Source organism: Nitrospira sp. BLG_1, assembly GCF_047338595.1.
Lineage (GTDB): Bacteria > Nitrospirota > Nitrospiria > Nitrospirales > Nitrospiraceae > Nitrospira_D.
Genome location: NZ_JBLFBO010000003.1, coordinates 130239 through 150922 on the forward strand (window position 1 = coordinate 130239; position 20684 = coordinate 150922).

The window sequence follows — 20684 nt, forward strand, 5'->3', positions numbered from 1 at the left end:
CGCAGATGGGACTGAGACTCAATGGGTTGCGTCGCTTCTCTCGGACGACCCTCATCATGATCATGGTGCTGTATGGTTTCTTGGCTTGCGTAAAACCTCCGGGAATGAAACCGAGCGTGCCCACGCCGTTGGCGGGTGCCGTACGATTCACCCTGCTGGCACCTGGTGCCACACAAGTTGTGCTCGTTGGGTCCTTCAATGGCTGGGCCACGGATGCGACGCCGATGACGATCGTCGAGGGCGCACTGTGGTCGGTCACGGTGCCCTTGAATCCAGGGGAGTATCCTTTCATGTTCGTGATCGACGGTGGGCAGTGGATCACGCCGCCGCACGCTGAAGATTTTGTGACCGATGGATTCGGACAAACCAATGGGGTTGTGATCGTACGGTAAAAAGACGATGAGGACTCGAATCGACCGGGTGATAGGCAGGTTGAGTGTCGTGGTCGCGTTGATGGTTCCCTCGGTCTGTGCTGAGGCGCTTGCAGTGCAGGATCGTGACGCAACCACTCGATGGAGTTGTGATCGTAGGGTACGACCATGATGAGGATGCAAATCGATAGAGCGCTGGGGGTGCTGAGCGTCATGGTCGCCTTGACAGCTCCCTCGGTCTGGGCCGAACCGCTCACGGCTCAGGATCGGGACGCGATTACTCGGCTTGGGTCCACGCAAGGTCGTTCGGAGAACGAGATCGCACCCTTGCTCGATCACGTCAGCAAGGCTGGGGAGCGAGGCCTTCCCACCGAGTCGTTGCTGAATAAGGTCCGCGAAGGCCTAGCCAAAGGGGTTGAACCCAAGCGGATCGATCCGGTGCTGCGACAGATGACATCTCGACTCGAATCTGCCCATGAAGTTCTGCAGGAGGCTGGTTCTCGCGGCATGGAAGAGGGGAATCGGCAGCGTGCCATCGAGACCATGGCTGAAGCGCTCTCGCGTGGGACCACCGTGGATGAAGTGCGGGAGCTGAGCCGATTGTCGCAAGATGGTCGACACAAGGCGACGCAGGAAGAGCTCGCAGCCGGTGCCAAGGGCTTAGCCGTGATGAAGGAAGGACGAATTCCGTCGAAAGATGGAACGGCCTTGGTCGGCGAGGGGATGAAGCAAGGCTATCGTGCATCGGAGCTCCTGGATCTCAGCCGGGAAGTCAAGCGGCGTGGATCAGATTTTGAAGAAGGGCGTGCGAGCCTCAAAGCGCTTCGTGAGCAGGTTAGGCGTGGAGAACGCACTGATCGGCTCTTCAAGGATGAAGATCACAGTGGATCGGGGAGCGGATCAGGTGGTGATCGAAGAGACCGGGGAGATCGCGGAGGGCGAGACAGTCGAGAGGAGTCCTCACGCGATCGGTCGGATCGACACGACCGATCAGGGGGAGGCGATCGATCGGACCGCACCGATCGTCCTGACAAAGTTGACCGCCTTGATCGCCCTGAGAAAGTCGATCGCATTGAGCGTCCGGATAGACTCGACCGATTGGACCGATCTGATCATTCCGGCAGTGGGCGAGATCGTTGATTTTTGCGTGCCATCCTCATTGCACGAACCCCTCAAAGAGTGGATCTTTCTTTCCTTACTTGATACACCAAGCCAGAAAGGGCTCAGGCTATCAGAGGTGTCCGAGCACCGGCCCTTATCATGTATGACGGTTCATATCCCATCGTCCCGTTCAGGTTGGATCGTCCTCTTGTGAAAATTGCAGCTTCAAGTGTGTTGTTTCAGATTTGACGATTCTGTACAACTTGAAACGTTTCACGCGAAACCTGGAACTTAGAGTTGAGGTGCGCAACGGCGTATCGGCGGTAGTGGTAGGCGCGTTGATAATTCATGCCGGCCAGGAGAAGGTCGAGCCGAGCGAGGAGGGTCTGATGAAGAGTCTGTTCATCGCAAGCAGTGGGGCGATCATACTGATGAGCAGTGTGGGCTATGCCCAGTCTGATACGCAGGCGATCGATCCAGGTAAGCTGAATCAAGCGGACTGGATTGAGCGCAGCTTCGACAGAGGACAGCTCAATCGACAGGAAGAAGTTCAGCTGGAGCGTGAACAGGTTCGCATCGATCGTAGAGAGAGTAGGGGAACAGCGGAGGGGGTCGTGAAAAGAAAAGAAGCCGCACGAAGTGGTGCTGCACAGAAACGCGCGTCCCGGCCTATTGTGCGAGAACGACAGGATCGCCGTGATGCGCGGCATCGCTGATCCTGATATGGTCTACGATGTCGATCGTGAGGCTCTTTTCTTGTTACGCTGGCATCCAGTCAGCCGGCCTTCGGCTTCGACGTTTTGTGTCTGATCTGGTCCCTGCTACAATGCCTGCATGGATGTCATCGCAACGCACGGGAATGCGGATTTCGACGGCCTCGCCTCGATGGTTGCCGCGAGGAAGCTCTATCCGGGGGCCAAATTGGTCTTGCCGGCCGGAGCACAGGAAGCGGTTCGTAATTTTCTCTCCGTTCACGATCTCGATCTCAGCAAACTGAAAGAACTCGACCTCCCGCAGATCACAAGGCTCATCCTGGTCGATACCCAAGAGCCGAGTCGGATCGGAACACTCACCGCTTGTCTTGAGAATCCCGCGGTTGAAGTCGTGGTCTTCGATCATCATCTTGAATCGGACTCGGTCTGTGCCGGACCTTCGAAACAGTCTGTCGTGGATTCAGTCGGAGCCACGACGACGTTGCTCATCGAGCAGCTCCAGCATCGGCATATCCCCGTGACCCCGTTTGAGGCGACCGTGATGGCCCTCGGTCTCTATGAAGAGACCGGCTCGTTTACCTTCGCCTCGACGACCAGCCGAGATTTTGAAGCCGGGGCATTCCTCGTCCAAGCCGGCGCGGATCTCAATATGGTTTCGGACACCCTCTACACGCCGCTTGATCCGGATGCCGTTGCGCTGCTGAATGATTTCTTGGAACACAGTGACGTGCTGTATCTGGAAGGTCGCAAAGTCCTCGTGTCCACGAGCACGATCGATCGCTGCCGAGGTGAGGCGGCCGGCGTGGTGCATCGCCTCGCCGAACTGCAGGGGGTTGATGCCGTCCTTGTGGCCGTCATGATGGCCGATCGTGTGGAGGTGATCGGGAGGAGTCGGCGACCTGAGATAGACGTTGGTTGGATCGCACGGGAATTCAGAGGAGGAGGCCATGCCGTCGCGGCAGCCGCCACAGTCAAAGGGCAGACGCTCTCAGAAGTCAAAGAGAGGATCGTTCAACTACTAACCACACACTATCGCCCGACGTTGCTGGCCCAGGATGTCATGACCCGCCCGGTCAAATCGATCGAGATCGACACGACTGTCGCTGATGCAGGTCAACGGATGACGACCTATGGTCTGAACATTTTTCCGATCCTGGATGAGAACGATCATTACACGGGGATCGTCAGTCGGGAGTCGATTCAGAAGGCATTATTTCATCGGCTCGGCAACAAGATGGCTGTACGTGACATCATGCAAACCGATGCCTATACCGCACAGCCGGAGACCTCGTTTCATGACGTAGAAATGGCCATGATCGAGCGGAACCAGCGCTGTGTTCCGATACTCAAAGACCGGAAAGTCGTCGGCGTTATTACCAGAACAGATTTACTACGGACGCTCCATGACGACGTCTTGAAGACCGCCAGAACACGAACCATGGGGTCAGGCGAAGCTGAAGCCGCGATCGGAGGGCCACACCGGAATGTGAAGGGGCTGTTGCGGAACCGCTTGCCGCAACGTCTTGTGGCTTTGCTCGAGGAAGCGGGGCAGCTCGCCGATCGCTGTGAAGTGTCGCTCTTCGTCGTCGGCGGGTGTGTCAGGGATCTGCTGCTGGGCATTCAGAATCTCGACTTGGATCTCGTGGTCGAAGGTGATGGGATCTCGTTCGCCAGGAAACTCGGCGACGTATTGCAAGCTCGGGTCAAGGTGCATGAGCGATTCGGGACAGCGATGGTGCTCCTCCCGGATGGCCTCAAGCTCGACGTGGCCACCGCCCGAACGGAGTACTACGAGTATCCCACTGCCTTGCCGACGGTGGAACAGAGCTCCATCAAGAAAGATCTCTATCGTCGTGACTTCACGATCAATGCCTTGGCCGTTCGACTGAACGGGAAGGGGTTCGGCGATGTACAGGACTTCTACGGTGGACAACGAGACCTGAATGAGAAAGTGATCCGTGTGTTGCACGGCCTCAGTTTTGTCGAAGACCCGACGCGCGTGTTCCGAGCAATCCGATTTGAAACGCGGTTCGGTTTTCATTTGGGCAAGGACACAATCGCGTTGATTGCGGGCGCGGTCAAGATGAACCTCTTTCACCGACTGTCCGGCCATCGTTTGCTGGAAGAATTGAAGTTGCTCTTCTCTGAACGGGATCCCAGGCAGTCCATCAAGCGATTGGCAGATATGGGATTACTGCGATTCATTCATCCCAAGCTGAGTTGGTCCGACCGCTTGGAGAAGCTCTTGAGTGCGATCGATGAAGCCGTCGATTGGTACCGGCTGCTGTACCTAGACAGGAAGATGGACGTCTGGTTGGTCTATATGATGGGCCTGATCGAGCTGGTGCCGGAGCACCACGTGAAGGAGATTCTTAAGCGATTTCCTTTTTCCGAGCAGGAAGCCATACGGCTGAAAATGGCGCGTGTGGGCTGTCATCACGCCATGCGCCGATTGGCCTCGAAACGACCACTTAAGCCGGCAGAGGTGTATCACCTCTTGTCAGGACTGTCCGATGAGACGCTATTACTTCTCATGGCGAAGAGCAAAGGAGACACCGTCAAACGCCACGTTTCGGCTTTCCTTACGACGTATCAGCATGTGAAGCCCGTGCTGTCAGGGGCCGATCTCAAGGAAATGGGGTTGAAGCCAGGCCCGCAGTTTAAGCAGATCCTTGCCCAATTACTTGATGCACGCCTGAATGGTGGCCTGCGGACTGAGGCTGAAGAACGACAATTCGTTCAGCAGATGGTTCATGCATCAATGTGAACGGCTTGATTTATTGGAACACAAATTAGAAAAGGCCATCTCAGACCGTCACCAAGCTGGAAGAGCTGTGACGTGACCAGTCAGGTGACCCACCTGGTCTAGCTATTGATCCACAGCAGAAGTCGCCACCTGTATCACTCGCCCCGCTGCTCGAAGTAAGTGGCCGCACTCAGAATTGCAACATTTGCATTTTTTAGAGCCAAACCTCACTTGGCATGATATCCAAGGGTGAGGAAAAGCACGTGTGTCAGAATTACATACATAATTACTGCCATGGTAGATGATGCTATTTGGCAGATTTGCGTATACGGGATCTGTGTCGGCGTGGTGATTGCCGTCATGCTGGGACTCCCGCCCTTGCTCGGCGAGCGGCACTGGCGGAAACCGGAACGTCAATCTGAGAGTGCGACGGCCATTCCCTATGAGTGTGGGATTCGGCCAACCGGGAGCGCCCAGGTGCGTCCACCGGTGCAATATTATTTGATCGCCATGTTTTTCGTCATCTTTGATGTGGAGGCAGCGTACCTCTATGCCTGGGCAGTCGCGGTTCCGGAGACCGGCTGGCTCGGCTTTATCGAAGTGATGATCTTCGTATCCATTCTGTTGGCATCCCTTGCGTATTTGTGGCTCACCGGCGCGCTTGATTGGCATGCCCGCTCTCAACGCCCGCAAGTCCGTCACCAGCAGAACCCGCAGATCCACACCGCAACGGAGCTCTACGATGACCGAGTGGCGTAACGGACGACTGGAAGGTGTGCGGGTGACCGAGGGCGGCGATGGTCCGCTCACCGCTGTCGTTGGACAGTCGGTCTTGTTTGCGAAGCTGCAAGATCTCCTGGCCTGGGGGCGGAAAAATTCGCTCTGGCCGTTGAATTTTGGCTTGTCCTGCTGCTTCGTCGAAATGGCGACGAGTTTCACGAGTGTCTACGATGTAGCGAGATTTGGTGCAGAAGTCGCGCGCGGGTCACCGCGACAGGCCGATGTGTTGGTCGTATCGGGGACGGTGTTTCTGAAAGTGGCTCCCGTCATCAAGCAGCTGTACGAACAGATGCTTGAGCCGCGCTGGGTGATTTCCATGGGCTCTTGCTCGAACTCCGGAGGCATGTTTGACGCCTATTCTGTTGTGCAAGGGGTCGACAAGTTCATTCCCGTAGACGTGTATATGCCGGGATGTCCTCCGCCGCCCCATGCGTTTATGGAATGTCTGCTGCTTCTCCAGAGCATGGTGGGGTCAGAGCGACGTCCATTGAGCGTCCACTTCGGTCCGCAGGATGTGCAAAAACCGATCATGCCCTCGATGCGAGATGCGAAGCGCGCGGAGCGGATGGGGCAGCGTGAATATCCCGGTATCGATGTGCTCCCTCGAACCGATCTGCTCTCTCCCCATTTTGCGGGGCAGCCAGGTGGACACTCGAAAGGTCAGTCATGACGCCGCGTGTCTCCACCCTCGGCGATGCTTCGATCGGTGAGCAAACCGGATTGGTCTCAGAGCTCTTGGCTCACTGTGGCTCGGATGGAGCTCTGGTCGCGGTCCAGTCCACCAAGGACGGGATTCCGACGGTCTGGATCAAAAGGCAGCACCTTTATGATGTGCTCCGCTACGTCAAATCCGAACTATCTCGTCCATTTCCCATGTTGTTCGACCTGAGTGCGACCGATGAGCGGCTCCGCCGGAATCATGACGGATTACCGATCGGAACCTTTACGGTGTTTTATCACCTCTTTTCCTTTGATCGGAACCAGTCGCTCCGCATCAAGGTGGCGCTGGATGGTGCGTCGCTCTCGCTGCCGTCGAGCATCGATCTGTGGCCCAACGCCGATTGGTATGAACGGGAAATTTTCGACATGTTCGGGATTCGGTTCGAGGGGCACCCGTTTCTTCGTCGCCTGCTGATGCCCTCATGGTGGGAAGGGTATCCGCTTCGGAAAGATCATCCGTCGCGTGCGACGGAAGTCGGGCTGTTCCAATTGCCGCCGGAAAAGTTGGTCATGACGCAGGATGCCCTGCAATTCAAGCCTGAAGAATGGGGCTTGCCTCGCACCTACCACGATCGCGACTCGGACTTCGACTATATGTTCATCAATCTCGGTCCGGCCCATACCGGCACACATGGTGTGCTCCGGTTGGTGGCGCAGCTCGCGGGCGAAGAAATCGTCAACATCGTTCCGGATATCGGCTTCCATCATCGTTCACAGGAAAAGATTGCTGAGCGGCAAACGTGGCATACCTTTATTCCCTACACGGATCGTATCGACTATCTCCAGGGCGTGCTGAATGAAATGCCGTACTGTCTTGCGGTTGAGCGATTGGCAGGCATTACCGTTCCGCCGCGGGCGCAAGTCATCCGTGTCATGATGTCCGAGTTCTATCGAATCGCCAGTCATCTCGTCTGGTACGGGACCTTCGCCGGGGATGTGGGCGCGTTATCACCCGTGTTTTACATGTTCAATGATCGAGAACGCATCCTCTCGATCGTCGAAGCTGTTTGTGGCGGTCGGATGCATCCGAATTGGCTCAGGATCGGTGGGGTTGCGCGAGATCTTCCGGTTGGGTGGGATCAGCTGGTTCGTCAGTTCATTGATTGGTTCCCGGAACGACTTGACGACTATGAGCGACTGGTTATGGACAATCCAATTCTGAAACAACGGACCGTCGGGATTGGGGTCTTATCGCTCGAGGATGCGATTGCGTGGGGTGCTACCGGTCCGATGCTCAGAGCCTGCGGTTTGCCGTGGGATTTGCGAAAGGTCCGTCCCTATTCCGGCTATGAGCAGTTCGACTTTGAGGTGCCGACTGCATCGAATGGTGACTGTTATGACCGAGCGGTGGTGCATATGCTGGAGTTGCGCCAGTCGCTCAGAATCATTCGTCAGTGTCTCGATTCCATGCCATCCGGTCCCTATACGTCGCTTGATCCTCTCGCCACACCGCCGTTGAAGCAGCACACGATGCAAGACATTGAAACACTGATCAACCACTTTGTCGGGGTGAGTTGGGGACCGATTCTGCCGCCAGGCGAAGCGGAAGTTTCAACAGAGTCGTCCAAGGGTCAGACCAGTTACTACCTGACGAGTGATGGGTCGCAGTTCTCATACAGGACGAGAATCCGTACGCCCTCATTTGCCCACATTCAGATGGTGCCGCTCATGGCGAAGGGCGAACTGCTCTCGGATCTCCTGGCCGTGCTTGGCAGTGTGGACTATGTGTTGTCGGACGTGGATCGGTGAGTGGCTGTGTTTCGAGTTTCGGGTTTTGAGTTTCATGTTGTGAAATAACCTGACACCTCAAACTTGAAACCAGAAACTAGGAACGAGAGACGTCATGCTGACTGAGATCGAACGCCGGGAGCTGGAAGATGCCGTGAAACATTACCCTGAGAAACGGGGGGCGGCCATCGATGCCCTGCTGACTGTCCAGCGACACCGTGGATGGATTTCCGATGAGTCGCTTCTGGATATCGCACAGTTTCTTGAGATCACGGCCGAGGATCTCGACAGCATCGCCACGTTCTACAACCTGGTGTTTCGGAAACCCGTCGGCCGGCATGTGGTCTTCGTGTGTGACAGCATCAGCTGTTGGATCAAGGGGTGCGAGCAAGTGCAAGAGCAGATCAAGAACCTCTATGACGTGGATCTTGGACAGACGACCTCCGATGGACGTCTGACTGTCTTGCCGATCGCATGTTTAGGGCATTGCGAACGGGCCCCGGCGATGATGATCGATCAGGATGTGTACGGCGAGGTGGCGCCAGAGAAAATGGAAAACATTATGGATAAATACAAATAGTCTAAACTATCAATTGATAAATATTACTATTTAGTTAGTAGATATATATAAATAAATATTAAAAACTAATGAATATCGAGAGACCGCTTACTCAACATCTGCGTCCTGATGGGAGTCCGAGATTCCTGCGAGAGTACGTCGCGACCGGGGGGTATCGAAGTCTCCAGCGGTTTGGGACCGAACTGGCTCCCAAGGATGTGCAACGGCTGGTCGGCGAATCAGGGCTACGTGGCAGGGGTGGCGGAGGGTTCCCCACCGGTATCAAGTGGAGCTTCGTCCCGATGGGACCTGATGCGCCGAAACCAAAGTATATCGTCGCCAATGGCGATGAAATGGAGCCAGGCACATTTAAGGATCGCGTGCTGATGGAAGGGGATCCGCATGGTCTCGTTGAAGGTATGATCATGGCCGGGTATGCCCTCGACGCCGAGGTCGGCTACATCTTCTTGCGCGGAGAATATCACCTGTCCGCCCAGCGTCTGAATCAGGCCATTGCGGAGGCCTATGCGGAAGGATATCTCGGGAAGACGCTCCCTGGGACAACCTTTCGCTTTGACCTCCATCTCCATTCCAGCGCAGGGCGGTACATCTGTGGTGAGGAAACGGCACTGATCAATGCATTGGAAGGCAAGCGGGCGGTTCCTCGAGCGAAACCTCCCTTCCCACAGACGGTCGGTTTATGGGGGCAGCCTACCATCGTGCAGAACGTCGAAACGCTCTACAACATTCCCCACATCATCAATCACGGCATCGACTGGTATCGCCGCTTGAGTCGGACTAAGGACGGTGGCACCAAGATCTACGGCATCAGTGGTCGCATAACGAATCCCGGGTGGTGGGAGTTGCCGCTCGGAACTACCGCGCGTGAACTCTTGGAACGACACGGCGGGGGGATGGCCGATGGCGTTCGTTTTCGTGGATTGTTGCCCGGTGGAATCTCAACTTCTTTTATGATCGAGGAGCACCTGGATCTTCCTCTGGACTTTTCCTCATTCCCGCCGGATGTGGGTCGTCTTGGCACGGGGACCATGATCATCCTGGATGACCAGACCTGCCCCGTTGGATTTGTCCTGAACCTTGAAAAGTTCTTTGCGCGTGAGTCCTGTGGCTGGTGCACGCCATGCCGGGAGGGGTTGCCGTGGGTGGCAAAACTCTTGATGGCGTTCGAGGAAGGACACGCAACCAGCGATGATTTATCGCTGCTTGAGATGCACACCAAATGGCTAGCGCCAGGGCATACCTTCTGTGGTCTGGCACCGGGAGCGATGGCCCCGCTGCAGTCAGCCCTAAAGTATTTTCGAGAGGACTTCGAGCGACACATTGCCATCGGTGGATGTCCGTGGAGCAAGAAGTCGGCGCAGCAGAGGGTCTTGGTCTAGGCCTATGGCGATCATCATCGTCGATAATAAGTCGTATACCGTGGATGAGAAGCAGAATCTCCTTGCTGCCTGTCTCGGTCATGGGCTGAACGTGCCCTACTTCTGCTGGCACCCGGCGATGGGGTCGGTCGGGGCGTGCAGGCAGTGTGCGGTGAAACAGTTCAAGGACGATCGTGATCAGTCCGGGCGGCTGGTGATGTCCTGCATGACGCCCGCAACCAACGGCACGCGTATCTCGATCGATGACCCTGAGGCCAAGGCCTTTCGGGCATCCGTCATCGAATGGTTGATGGTAAACCATCCCCACGACTGTCCTGTGTGTGATGAAGGAGGGGAGTGCCATTTGCAAGACATGACGGTCATGACCGGACATGTCTACCGACGCTCTCGCTTCCCGAAGCGAACCCATCGCAATCAGGACCTCGGTCCGTTCATTCGTCATGAGATGAACCGGTGTATCCAATGCTACCGCTGCGTACGGTATTACCGGGATTATGCGGGCGGACGAGACCTCAATGTCTTTGGGGCGCACGACGCCCTGTACTTCGGCCGGGAGCAGGACGGCACCTTAGAGAACGAATTCAGCGGGAATCTGGTGGAGGTGTGTCCGACCGGCGTATTCACCGACAAAACCTTCTTTCATCACTATACGAGAAAGTGGGATTTGCAATCAGCCCAATCAATTTGTCCGCATTGCAGTCTTGGTTGTAACACCACCGCCGGTGAACGGTACGGCACGCTGCGTCGAATTACGAATCGGTTTAACAGCCAGGTGAACGGCTACTTTTTGTGCGACCGGGGACGGTTCGGCTACGAGTATGTCAATAGTGACCATCGCATTAAACATCCTCGCGTGAAAGCGGGTTCTGACCGTACGCAGCCGGGAATGCCGGAGAGCGCGCCAAAGACTCTGGAATTCGCAGCGGACCGGTTACGACAGGCCCGCGGGATTGTGGGGATTGGGTCACCTCGTGCGTCGCTCGAGGCCAATGTGGCTCTTCAATCTCTCGTCGGACCGCAGCAATTCTATCAGGGGATTGATGAGCAGGAACGTCAACTGCTGTCTATGATCCTGAACATCTTGAGGACCGGACCGGTTTCATCTGCGTCTATTCATGATGCAGAACAAGCCGACGCGGTCCTTGTCCTCGGGCCTGATCTCTTGAACGAGGCCCCACGCCTGGCCCTGGCGCTCTTGCAGTCCATCCGCCAACAGCCGATGGAACGCGTGGATGAACTCAAGATTTCGCAGTGGGACGAGGCGGCGATACGCAATGCCGTGCAGAACCGGCGCGGCCCCCTCTTCCTCGCAGGGTCTCGACGTACCTGGTTTCATGCCTATGCCACGGAGTCGTATTTAGCCGCGCCGGATGATCTCGCCCGGTTGGGGTTTGCCGTGGCGGGAACCATTGGGCAAGGAGCACCGTCCGTGCCTGATCTCAGTCAGGATGTCAAGGATCTTGCGCAGCGCATTGCCGAGTCTCTGACCCATGCACAACGCCCGCTGATTATTGCCGGAACGGGTAGTGGGTCTCAGGCGACGATTGAAGCGGCTGCCAATGTGGCTTGGGCGCTGCATCAACAAGGGAAACAGCCACGGCTCAGTTTCGTGCTTCCTGAGGCGAATAGCGCGGGGCTCGCCTTGCTCGGTGGCGGAAGCTTGCGTGATGCGTTCGACTCAATCAGTCAAGGGAAGGCCGATACGGTGATCGTGTTGGAGAACGACTTGTATCGCCGGGCGGACCAGGCGACCGTCGATGCTTTTCTTCGCAAGGCCCGCACGGTGATAGTCATCGACTCACTTGAGCATCGCACGGCGGCCCATGCCGACATTCTCCTCCCGGCCGCCACTGGACCGGAATCCGATGGGACCTTTGTGAATAACGAGGGGAGAGCTCAACGGTTTTACCAAGTCTATATTCCGCAAGGGGAGGTCATTGAAAGCTGGCGATGGCTGAAAGACCTTGCCCGTGCACAATCACAGCAGGCGGACGTCGGGACCGGAATCGCCGCTTGGAATAGCTTCGACGATGCAGTGTCTGCCACGGCGACGGCTGCTCCGGAACTGGCACGGGTCGGCGAGGTCGCCCCGTCGGCGAGTTTTCGTCTGGTTGGTCAAAAACTCCCCAGGCAGTCTGAACGATATAGTGGCCGTACGTCGCTACTCTCTCATCTGACCATGCATGAGCCTCCTCCCCCAGTCGACCAGGACTCGCCTCTGGGATTCACGATGGAGGGATACCGAGGACCGCTGCCCTCACCGTTGATTTCTCAGTTCTGGGCTCCTGGCTGGAATTCTATCCAGGCGGTGAATACCTATCAGGATGAAGTCGGTGGGCCGTTACGCGATGAAATGCCGGGGGTGAGACTGATCGAGCCGGTTGCAACGAAAACACCTGCCTGGTTCACCTCCATTCCACGTGCGTTTCAGCCGGCTGATCGGCAATGGTTGCTGCTTCCCCTCTCCGCCGTGTTTGGAAGCGACGAACTCAGCAATCGATCTCCGGCGATTGCGGAACGGATTGTCCGGCCTTTCTTGTCCGTGCACCCATCCGATGGAGCACGGGTGGGGCTTGATGACCACAGCACGATTGATCTGGCGTGGCAGGGGACAACGTACTCTCTTGCTGTTCATTTCGAGTCTTCCACTCCGGTGGGGACGGTCGGTCTCTCGCTGGTGCCTGAGGTATGCGGCGTCAGACTACCGGCGTGGATCGATCTGTTTGAGGCGATCAAGAGCGAACGAAAGCGCAGGGCGGCATGATCGATTGGAGCCACACCGCATTGACCATCGCCGTCATTCTAGGCAGCTGCTTGACCTTGGCGGGGATGATGATCTGGCTTGAACGGCGACTGCTCGGGGTCTGGCAGGAACGATACGGCCCAAACCGTCTCGGACCAGGCGGATGCCTGCAATCATTGGCGGATATGATCAAGATTTTCACGAAGGAAGACTGGATCCCGCCCTTCGCCGACAAAGCGGTGTTTGTGATCACCCCGGCCATCGTCGTGATCACCGCCCTCATGTCGTTTGCCGTGGTGCCGGTTGCGCCTGATTTCGTGGTCGCTGACCTCAATGTCGGGGTTCTGTTCTTCTTGGCCATGTCGAGCCTCGCTGCCTACAGTGTCATCATCGGAGGCTGGGCTTCCAATAACAAGTTCGCGTTTCTCGGCAGCCTTCGGGCGATCGCACAGTTGTTGAGTTACGAAGTCTTTATGGGGCTGTCGCTGATGGGCACGGTGCTCTTGGCGGGATCATTCAACCTGAGCGACATTGTCGAGGCCCAACGGCATCAATGGTTCGTGATTCCTCAATTTTTCGGGTTTCTTTGCTTTTTCATGGCAGGACTGGCTGAAGCCCATCGCACCCCGTTCGACATGCCTGAGGCGGAGGCTGAGCTTGTCGCCGGCTACCACTCGGAGTACAGCGGGATGAAGTTCGGGATGTTTTTTGTGGGCGAATATCTCAGCATCCTGTTGCTCTCGGCCATGACCGTCATTCTCTTCTTCGGTGGGTGGCACGGACCCTGGTTGCCGCCGGCTGTCTGGTTTGGCTTGAAGATGTTCGGGTTCATCGTCCTGATCATCCTCATTCGGGCGACGTGGCCACGGTTTCGCTTTGATCAGTTGCTGACGTTCGGCTGGAAGGTTGTGATGCCGCTGGCGTTGATCAATCTCTTGCTGACTGGTGGTGTCGTGTTGTGGAAAACCGGAGCATCGGAACTCTCGATGTTGCCGTGAACCCGGATCGGAATGAGTACGAAGGGGAGTGAGACTGTTAAAGGACCATACGACGTATGATGAGCATATGGCTATATGCCCGTAATCTGATCGTCGGGTTATGGATCGTCTTCAAACGGACCTTTACGAAGCCGGTCACGGTCCAGTATCCGGAGGAGCGCCCCTACTTACCGCCGCGCTGGCGCGGACGAATCGTCCTGACCAGAGATCCTGACGGAGAGGAGCGCTGTGTCGCGTGCTACCTGTGTTCTGCGGCTTGTCCTGTCGATTGCATCGCACTTCAGGCTGCGGACAATCCAGATGCTCATGAACGCCGTTATCCGGAATTCTTCCGGATTAACTTTTCCCGCTGCATCTATTGTGGAATGTGTGAGGAAGCCTGCCCGACCCATGCGATTCAGCTCATTCCAGATTTCGAACAGAGCGAATACGCACGCAGGAATCTCGTCTACGAGAAGGAAGATCTCCTCATCAGCGGGACGGGCAAGTATCACGACTATAATTTTTATCGAGTCGCCGGCGTGAGAACTCTCGACAAGGATAAAGGGCAAGGTGCGAACGAGCTTCCACCGGTGGATGTGCGGAGTTTGATGCCGTAAGGGAGAAGAGCTGATAGCAGGTGGCTGATAGCGAATGGCAAGCGGAACTGGTTGTGCTCTTTCTCTTCCACTATCAGCTATAGGCCATTAGCCATCGGCTCAGTGAGACGATATGGAAGTACTCTTCTACATTGCTGCCGCTGTGACGTTCTTAGCGACGCTGCGCGTCATCACGCATCTACATCCCGTTCACGCGCTGCTCTATCTGGTCGTGGCGCTGATTGCGCTGGCGCTGATTTTCTATCTATTGGGGGCTCAATTTGCCGCCGCGCTGGAGATCATCATTTATGGCGGTGCCATCATGGTGCTCTTCATCTTTGTCGTGATGCTCCTCGGGCCGCTCGCGGTTGAACAGGAACGGGCTTGGCTGACGCCCACCGCATGGGTCGGGCCCAGTATCCTGGCTCTGATACTTCTGGGTGAGGTGGGATACCTCATTGCTGTCGGGGACCATACGGTGAGCGTTGTCGCAGAAACCAGGCAGAAAGGCATCTCCATCGCCCTCTATGGGCCCTATATCATCGGAGTGGAATTGGCGTCCATGCTGTTGCTGCCTGGTTTGATCGGTGCCTATCACTTGGGGCGTCGTCTTTCGAGAGAAGGTCGTTGATGTTGAGCACACCCGCATTGGTGTTGGCTATCATGTTGTTTGGTCTTGGATTGATCGGCTTATTGAGTCGACGGAACATTCTGTACATGTTGCTGTCCCTCGAAATCATGCTGAATGCCGCGGCGCTTGCCTTCATCGCCGGAGGGGCTCGGTGGGGACAAGTCGATGGGGAAATCATGTTTTTGTTCATCCTCACCCTTGCTGCGGCTGAAGTTTCTGTGGCACTGGGGATTGTGCTGCAGCTGTCACATCGGTTTCGCACGTTGGACGCCGATGCATTTTGCGAATTGAAAGGATAGGAGGAGGTAAGGGGTAAGTCGAGCATCCCTGATACTCGTTTTTCCCTCACACCTGACGCCTCACCCCTCGCCATACACATATGCTTAGCTTACTTTGGCTCATTCCTGTCCTTCCGCTTGCCGGCTTTCTGCTGTTGGCTCTGTGCGGCGGGCGATTGAGCCGGCACCAGATCGCGTGGGTCGGGTGCGGTTCAGTGGGGACGGCAGCCGTGACGACCGGACTGGTCGCCGCAGATTTCCTCCGCACCTTTCCTGATCAAGAGGCCTACCGGCAAACGCTATGGAATTGGATCGATACGTCCGGGATGACGGTTGGGATCTCTTGGTGCCTGGATGCGCTCTCGCTCTTGATGGTGGCGGTGATCACCGGCGTCGGCTTCTTGATTCATCTGTACTCCTCCGAATACATGGCGCACGACGATGGGTACGCCAGGTTTTTTGCCTATATGAATCTGTTCGTCTCCGCGATGCTCACGCTGGTGTTGGCGGACAATCTGTTGCTGCTCTACCTAGGGTGGGAAGGGGTGGGGCTCTGCAGCTATCTGTTGATCGGCTTCTGGTATCGGGAACCGGAATACGGCACCGCCGCGCAGAAAGCCTTTATCGTGACACGGATTGGAGATACGGCGTTTGCCATCGGGCTCTTCATCCTGTTCACGCAATTGACGAGCTTGTCGATCCAAGAAGTCCAGAGCCGTGCCGTGGAAGCTTGGCCGGTGGGCTCGAACCTAGCCATGATCGTCGCGGCACTCTTCTTGATCGGTTCGGTTGGAAAGTCGGCGCAATTGCCGCTTCAGGTGTGGCTACCTGACGCCATGGCTGGTCCCACGCCGGTCAGTGCGCTCATCCATGCGGCCACGATGGTCACGGCTGGGGTCTACCTCATTGCCAGGATGCATCATCTGTTTGCCCTTGCACCGATGGTGCAAGAGGTGATCGCGGTGCTTGGCCTGGTGACATTGCTCCTGGCGGCCTCCAGCGCGCTCGTTCAGCGTGACATTAAGCGGGTGCTCGCCTATTCCACGATGAGCCAGATCGGCTATATGTTTCTCGCACTCGGCGTCGGTGCCTGGTCTGCCGCGCTCTTTCATTTTCTGACCCATTCCTGCTTCAAAGCCTTGCTCTTCCTTGCGGCTGGGTCCGTGATCCACAGCCTCCACCACGAACAGGACATTTTCAAGATGGGTGGTCTCCGGAAACAGCTGCCCTGGACCTTTTGGACGTTTCTGATCGGGGCTGCAGCCATGTCCGGTGTCCCCCTCATCACATCGGGGTTTTACAGCAAAGATTGGATCCTCTGGTCGGTCTGGGCTTCACCTCTTAGCCACCAGTGGATCTGGTTCGGCGCAGTGTTCGGGGCCATGCTGACCGGCCTCTACAGCTTCCGACTGATCTTTCGCGTCTTTTTCGGAGAGGTTCGTACGACACCGACGGGTGAATCGGGTTGGGCCATGCGTGGGCCGCTGGTGGTGTTGGCGTTTCTGGCGATCACCATCGGTTTTCTTGAGATGCCCCACACGCTCGGGCATGTCACGCTGTTCAGTGACTACCTGTCACACGCACTGCCGACGACGGACCTGCTGCCAGACATAGACGAGGGGAGTGAGGGGCGCGAGCAACTGGCCGTCACCGTCGCGGCTCTACTCGGAATTGGCCTGGCCGCACTTCTGTTTTTGCCAGGTTCTCTGTTAGCCACACGATGGGCCGATCAATCCACGGAGCATCCTTCCATGACGTTGCTGCAAGGAGGCTGGGGATTCGATCGACTGTATGATCGCTTGTTCGTGCGGCCTTGGTTCACCCTGACTCGACGTCCACACGATATGCTGGATCGTGGCTACGAGTGGCTTGCGGTATGCGCCGAGTCCTGCCATGGCTGGATGAGTCTTACTCAGACGGGGCATGTTCGCTGGTATGCCGCCAGCATTGCAGTTGGAACGCTGATGTTACTTGGATTATTCGCACTATGAGTCTTTGGCTGCTCATACTGATCCCCATCCTCGCCGCGCCCTTCGCCTGGATGGCCCAGGAACAATCTCGCTCGGCTCCTCGTTGGGTCACGATTGTGGCCTTGTCTGTCGACGGTCTCCTCGCGCTGTTCATCGGGATCGGAAATCACGCAGCTCAGGCCTCAGGCCATGGGGCATGGCTCGTAGAGAGTTCCATCAGTTGGATTCCCCGCTGGGGTATTAGTCTGCATCTTGGGCTTGATGGGCTCAGTCTCATCCTGATCGTGCTAACGGTCCTCGTCGGCGTCGTCGCGACGATGGCCTCCTGGAAAGAAATTCAGAACCGCGTCGGACTGTTTCACTGTAATGTCCTGCTCGCCCTGGGCGGCGTAATCGGGGTGTTCTTAGCGATCGATCTGTTTCTGTTTTTCTTTTTTTGGGAACTCATGCTGGTTCCTATGTATCTACTGATCGTGATCTGGGGCCATGCCCAGCGCCGGCACGCCTCATTTAAGTTCTTCTTATTTACCCAGGCTGGGAGCTTGGTATTGTTGGTGGCAATCGTGGCCCTCGCGCTTCTGCATCAGCAGGCTACGGGCCACCCAAGTTTCGACTATGCGGACTTGATGGAACTGACCTTGAGTCCTGAGATGGCCCGATGGTTGATGCTGGCCTTTCTCATCGGGTTTCTTGTGAAGCTCCCGGCTCCTCCTTTTCATACCTGGCTGCCGGACACCTACACTGAGGCACCGACGGGCGCCACGATCATTCTCGCAGGGATCTTGGCGAAAACCGGCGCCTATGGTCTGTTACGGTTCACGATTCCGATGTTTCCCGAGGCGATGCACGAATTCACGCCCATCGCCATGGGACTTGGTGTGGTCGGGATTCTCTATGCCGCGTTGCTGGCCTGTGCCCAAACGGATATCAAGCGGCTGGTGGCCTACAGCAGCATCAGCCACATGGGCTTCATCCTGCTCGGCGCCTTCGCCGGGACGGAGTTGGCTCTGCAGGGAGTCGTCATGCAGATGGTCGCGCACGGGCTGAGTACCGGCGGCCTCTTCCTGGTGGCTGGAGCTCTGGAAGAACGCTATCAGACGAGAGAGATGGGCCACATGGGAGGACTGTGGGCGGTGACGCCACGTCTGGCCACGATGGCGCTCGTTTTTGCCTGTGCGTCATTGGGGTTGCCGGGGATGGCCAATTTCATCGGCGAGTTTCTGATCCTGTTCGGTTCCTATGCGACTCAACCGATCATGATCATCCTGGCTTCGCTAGGGATGGTCATGGCGGCCATTTACTCATTGGGGATGATGCAACGCACCTTCTTTGGGCGGCAGCAAGACACCCGTTCGGTGCAGGACCTGTCGAATGTCGCTTTTGGAACCGTTTTATTGATCGCAGCCCTGCAGATCTGTTTGGGACTGTATCCGAGGGTCGTGTTGAGCACGGCTCAACCGGTTATGAAGCAACTAGTACAAGCTGCAGCGTCGTCACCCACGATGCCTCATCCACTGTCAGAATCCTTGCTGTCATCCCATCTCACGACCTCACAGGGGAGCACCCCATGATTCTCCAAGATTTCATTGTCCTGTCACCTATCCTTACCCTTGGAGCATTTGCCCTTGTGACGATGCTGGCCATTGCCTTTCAGCGACACCATGCCCGCATTGCGACCTTCGCATTTCTCTCATGTCTCTTCACGCTGGCGACATTGCCCTGGGCGGCCTCGGCAGCCCCACGAACCGTGACGACCTTGCTGGTCGTGGATCGACACGCGTTGTTATATATGGGACTGATCTTGACGGCCACGATGGTCATCATTGCCTTGTCGTACCGATATTTGATTGTCCAGTTTCGTGAGGAGGAGGGGGTAGAGGAGTACTATCTGCTCCTTCTGCTGGCTACCTTCGGGGGATTGGTTCTCACCACGGCGACACACTTCGTCTCATTTTTCCTTGGGTTCGAACTCCTTGGTCTGTCCCTCTGTAGTTTGATCGGCTACTTGCGCACGCGACGGCATCCGCTCGAAGCCGCGGTGAAATATCTGTTGCTGTCCATCACGGCCTCAGCGCTCCTCCTGTTCGGTCTTGCGTTGTTGTACTTCGAAAGCGGCGCCATGACCTTTCAGGGGGTGGGAGCCATCCTGAAACAGGCGCATTCCGTGTCTGCCCTGTGGCTGGGAGGATTAGTCCTGGTGCTCGTCGGAATCGCCTTGAAGCTCGGACTCGCCCCGTTTCACATGTGGATTCCCGATGTCTACCAGGGAGCGCCCACGCCCATCACGACCTATATCGCGACCGTCTCCAAGGCCGCGTTGGTGGCGCTGCTCCTACGATTTGCGACTGAGGTGGGTGTGTTAGAACTCCCGGCCGTGGCCCATCTGTTCAGCCTGCTGGCCGTGGTGTCCATGGTCACAGGGAATGTCCTTGCGCTCCTGCAACAGAATGTGAAGCGGCTCCTTGCCTATTCCTCCATCGCTCACTTTGGCTATGTGCTGGTCGCGCTGTTAGCCGGTGGTCCTCCGGCTGCTGAGGCCGTCACCTTTTATGTGATCGTCTACTGTGCCATGTCGTTGGGTGCCTTTGGTGTGGTAACGGTGTATTCGAGCGAGGGAGGGGATAAGAATCGTGTCGAGGACTATCAGGGTTTGTTTTGGACGCGACCCTGGCTCGCCGCCATGTTGGCACTCAGTCTCTTGTCGCTGGCCGGGATTCCGGTGACGGCCGGATTCATCGGAAAGTTTTACGCGATCGCGGCCGGAGTTGACGCCGGCCTCTGGTGGCTGGTCTTGGCGCTAATCGCGAATGGCGTCGTTAGCCTCTACTATTACCTTCGACTGATCGTGACGTTGTTTGGTGAGGCCACCACATCGGCAACGATTCCTGAAGCACAGACAGTACAGAAGCCAGCGTTCATCAGTTGGACGACCGTCTGCTCACTCGGTTTCGTTGCATCGATCATCCTCGTACTAGGCGTCTATCCAGAACCGCTGATCGAACTCATCCGACATTCCGTGAATACCCTGCTCATGGTGGCAGTCCAGAAACCATAAGCCAGTGCTGCCCCAATTGCGGGTGTTGCACTAGCCGAGTAACCGAGTAGAGTTGCACTCATAGCCATCATTTTCCCGTACACATGAAGAGTAGGATTGTAAGACTTGAACTATATAGGATGCTGTCGTCAGTCATGTTGAGAGCGGACCGGAATGCTGGTATGTAAAGCTCAAAGTCTTCGCCTTATTTTCATGGAGCCTCGGAGTTTTGCCATAGGATACTTGTAATGGAAAAAGATTGGTGAAATACCTGATTTACATAGCGGGGGATGTGTTTCTAGCAATCTGTTGTGCTCATATGCTTTTAAATCTC

17 protein-coding genes are annotated in these 20684 nt (G+C 56.4%); all 17 read left to right on the top strand.

Features of this window, described 5'->3' with window-relative positions; genetic code table 11:
- The first annotated feature begins 5 nt into the window (after window positions 1-5).
- Window positions 6-392 carry an isoamylase early set domain-containing protein gene (locus ACMTNU_RS04640; protein WP_413934046.1) on the top strand — a complete coding sequence of 129 codons (387 nt, stop codon included), beginning with the start codon at window positions 6-8 and terminating at the stop codon, window positions 390-392.
- A gap of 147 nt (window positions 393-539) precedes the next feature.
- Window positions 540-1511 (top strand): hypothetical protein, encoded by a 972-nt coding sequence (locus ACMTNU_RS04645; protein ID WP_413934047.1) that lies wholly within the window; start codon window positions 540-542, stop codon window positions 1509-1511.
- A gap of 350 nt (window positions 1512-1861) precedes the next feature.
- Window positions 1862-2188 carry a hypothetical protein gene (locus ACMTNU_RS04650; RefSeq protein ID WP_413934048.1) on the top strand — a complete coding sequence of 109 codons (327 nt, stop codon included), beginning with the start codon at window positions 1862-1864 and terminating at the stop codon, window positions 2186-2188.
- A 118-nt stretch (window positions 2189-2306) separates the two neighbouring features.
- On the top strand, window positions 2307-4952 hold the full coding sequence (locus tag ACMTNU_RS04655) for a CBS domain-containing protein (RefSeq protein WP_413934049.1): 2646 nt from the start codon (window positions 2307-2309) through the stop codon (window positions 4950-4952).
- A gap of 273 nt (window positions 4953-5225) precedes the next feature.
- Window positions 5226-5690 (top strand): NADH-quinone oxidoreductase subunit A, encoded by a 465-nt coding sequence (gene ndhC, locus ACMTNU_RS04660; protein ID WP_413934050.1) that lies wholly within the window; start codon window positions 5226-5228, stop codon window positions 5688-5690.
- Window positions 5674-6381 (top strand): NADH-quinone oxidoreductase subunit B, encoded by a 708-nt coding sequence (locus tag ACMTNU_RS04665; protein WP_413934051.1) that lies wholly within the window; start codon window positions 5674-5676, stop codon window positions 6379-6381. The genes ndhC and ACMTNU_RS04665 overlap by 17 nt, the downstream gene beginning before the upstream one ends.
- On the top strand, window positions 6378-8180 hold the full coding sequence (gene nuoC / locus ACMTNU_RS04670) for an NADH-quinone oxidoreductase subunit C/D (protein ID WP_413934052.1): 1803 nt from the start codon (window positions 6378-6380) through the stop codon (window positions 8178-8180). Before ACMTNU_RS04665 ends, nuoC begins: the two co-directional genes overlap by 4 nt.
- A 94-nt stretch (window positions 8181-8274) precedes the next feature.
- Window positions 8275-8739, top strand: coding sequence for an NADH-quinone oxidoreductase subunit NuoE (gene nuoE / locus ACMTNU_RS04675; protein WP_413934053.1), 465 nt, complete (start codon window positions 8275-8277; stop codon window positions 8737-8739).
- A gap of 74 nt (window positions 8740-8813) precedes the next feature.
- Window positions 8814-10118: a complex I 51 kDa subunit family protein gene (locus tag ACMTNU_RS04680; protein ID WP_413934197.1), complete on the top strand. Its 1305-nt coding sequence runs from the start codon at window positions 8814-8816 to the stop codon at window positions 10116-10118.
- Window positions 10119-10122: 4 nt separating this feature from the next.
- The gene (gene nuoG, locus ACMTNU_RS04685) at window positions 10123-12882 is read left to right on the top strand and encodes an NADH-quinone oxidoreductase subunit NuoG (RefSeq protein ID WP_413934054.1); all 2760 of its coding nucleotides are present in this window, start codon (window positions 10123-10125) and stop codon (window positions 12880-12882) included.
- Window positions 12879-13859, top strand: coding sequence for an NADH-quinone oxidoreductase subunit NuoH (gene nuoH, locus ACMTNU_RS04690; RefSeq protein ID WP_413934055.1), 981 nt, complete (start codon window positions 12879-12881; stop codon window positions 13857-13859). The genes nuoG and nuoH overlap by 4 nt, the downstream gene beginning before the upstream one ends.
- Window positions 13860-13915: 56 nt before the next feature.
- Complete coding sequence (gene nuoI / locus ACMTNU_RS04695; protein WP_413934057.1) at window positions 13916-14458, top strand: NADH-quinone oxidoreductase subunit NuoI; 543 nt, start codon at window positions 13916-13918, stop codon at window positions 14456-14458.
- Window positions 14459-14570: 112 nt separating this feature from the next.
- The gene (gene nuoJ, locus ACMTNU_RS04700) at window positions 14571-15068 is read left to right on the top strand and encodes an NADH-quinone oxidoreductase subunit J (RefSeq protein ID WP_413934059.1); all 498 of its coding nucleotides are present in this window, start codon (window positions 14571-14573) and stop codon (window positions 15066-15068) included.
- A complete protein-coding gene (gene nuoK / locus ACMTNU_RS04705) occupies window positions 15068-15367 on the top strand; it encodes an NADH-quinone oxidoreductase subunit NuoK (RefSeq protein ID WP_086425148.1) in 300 nt (99 codons plus the stop codon). The genes nuoJ and nuoK overlap by 1 nt, the downstream gene beginning before the upstream one ends.
- 80 nt (window positions 15368-15447) lie before the next feature.
- Window positions 15448-17337 (top strand): NADH-quinone oxidoreductase subunit L, encoded by a 1890-nt coding sequence (gene nuoL / locus ACMTNU_RS04710; protein WP_413934061.1) that lies wholly within the window; start codon window positions 15448-15450, stop codon window positions 17335-17337.
- Window positions 17334-18887: a complex I subunit 4 family protein gene (locus ACMTNU_RS04715; protein ID WP_413934062.1), complete on the top strand. Its 1554-nt coding sequence runs from the start codon at window positions 17334-17336 to the stop codon at window positions 18885-18887. The genes nuoL and ACMTNU_RS04715 overlap by 4 nt, the downstream gene beginning before the upstream one ends.
- Window positions 18884-20371, top strand: coding sequence for an NADH-quinone oxidoreductase subunit N (locus ACMTNU_RS04720; protein ID WP_413934063.1), 1488 nt, complete (start codon window positions 18884-18886; stop codon window positions 20369-20371). The genes ACMTNU_RS04715 and ACMTNU_RS04720 overlap by 4 nt, the downstream gene beginning before the upstream one ends.
- Window positions 20372-20684 lie beyond the last annotated feature (313 nt).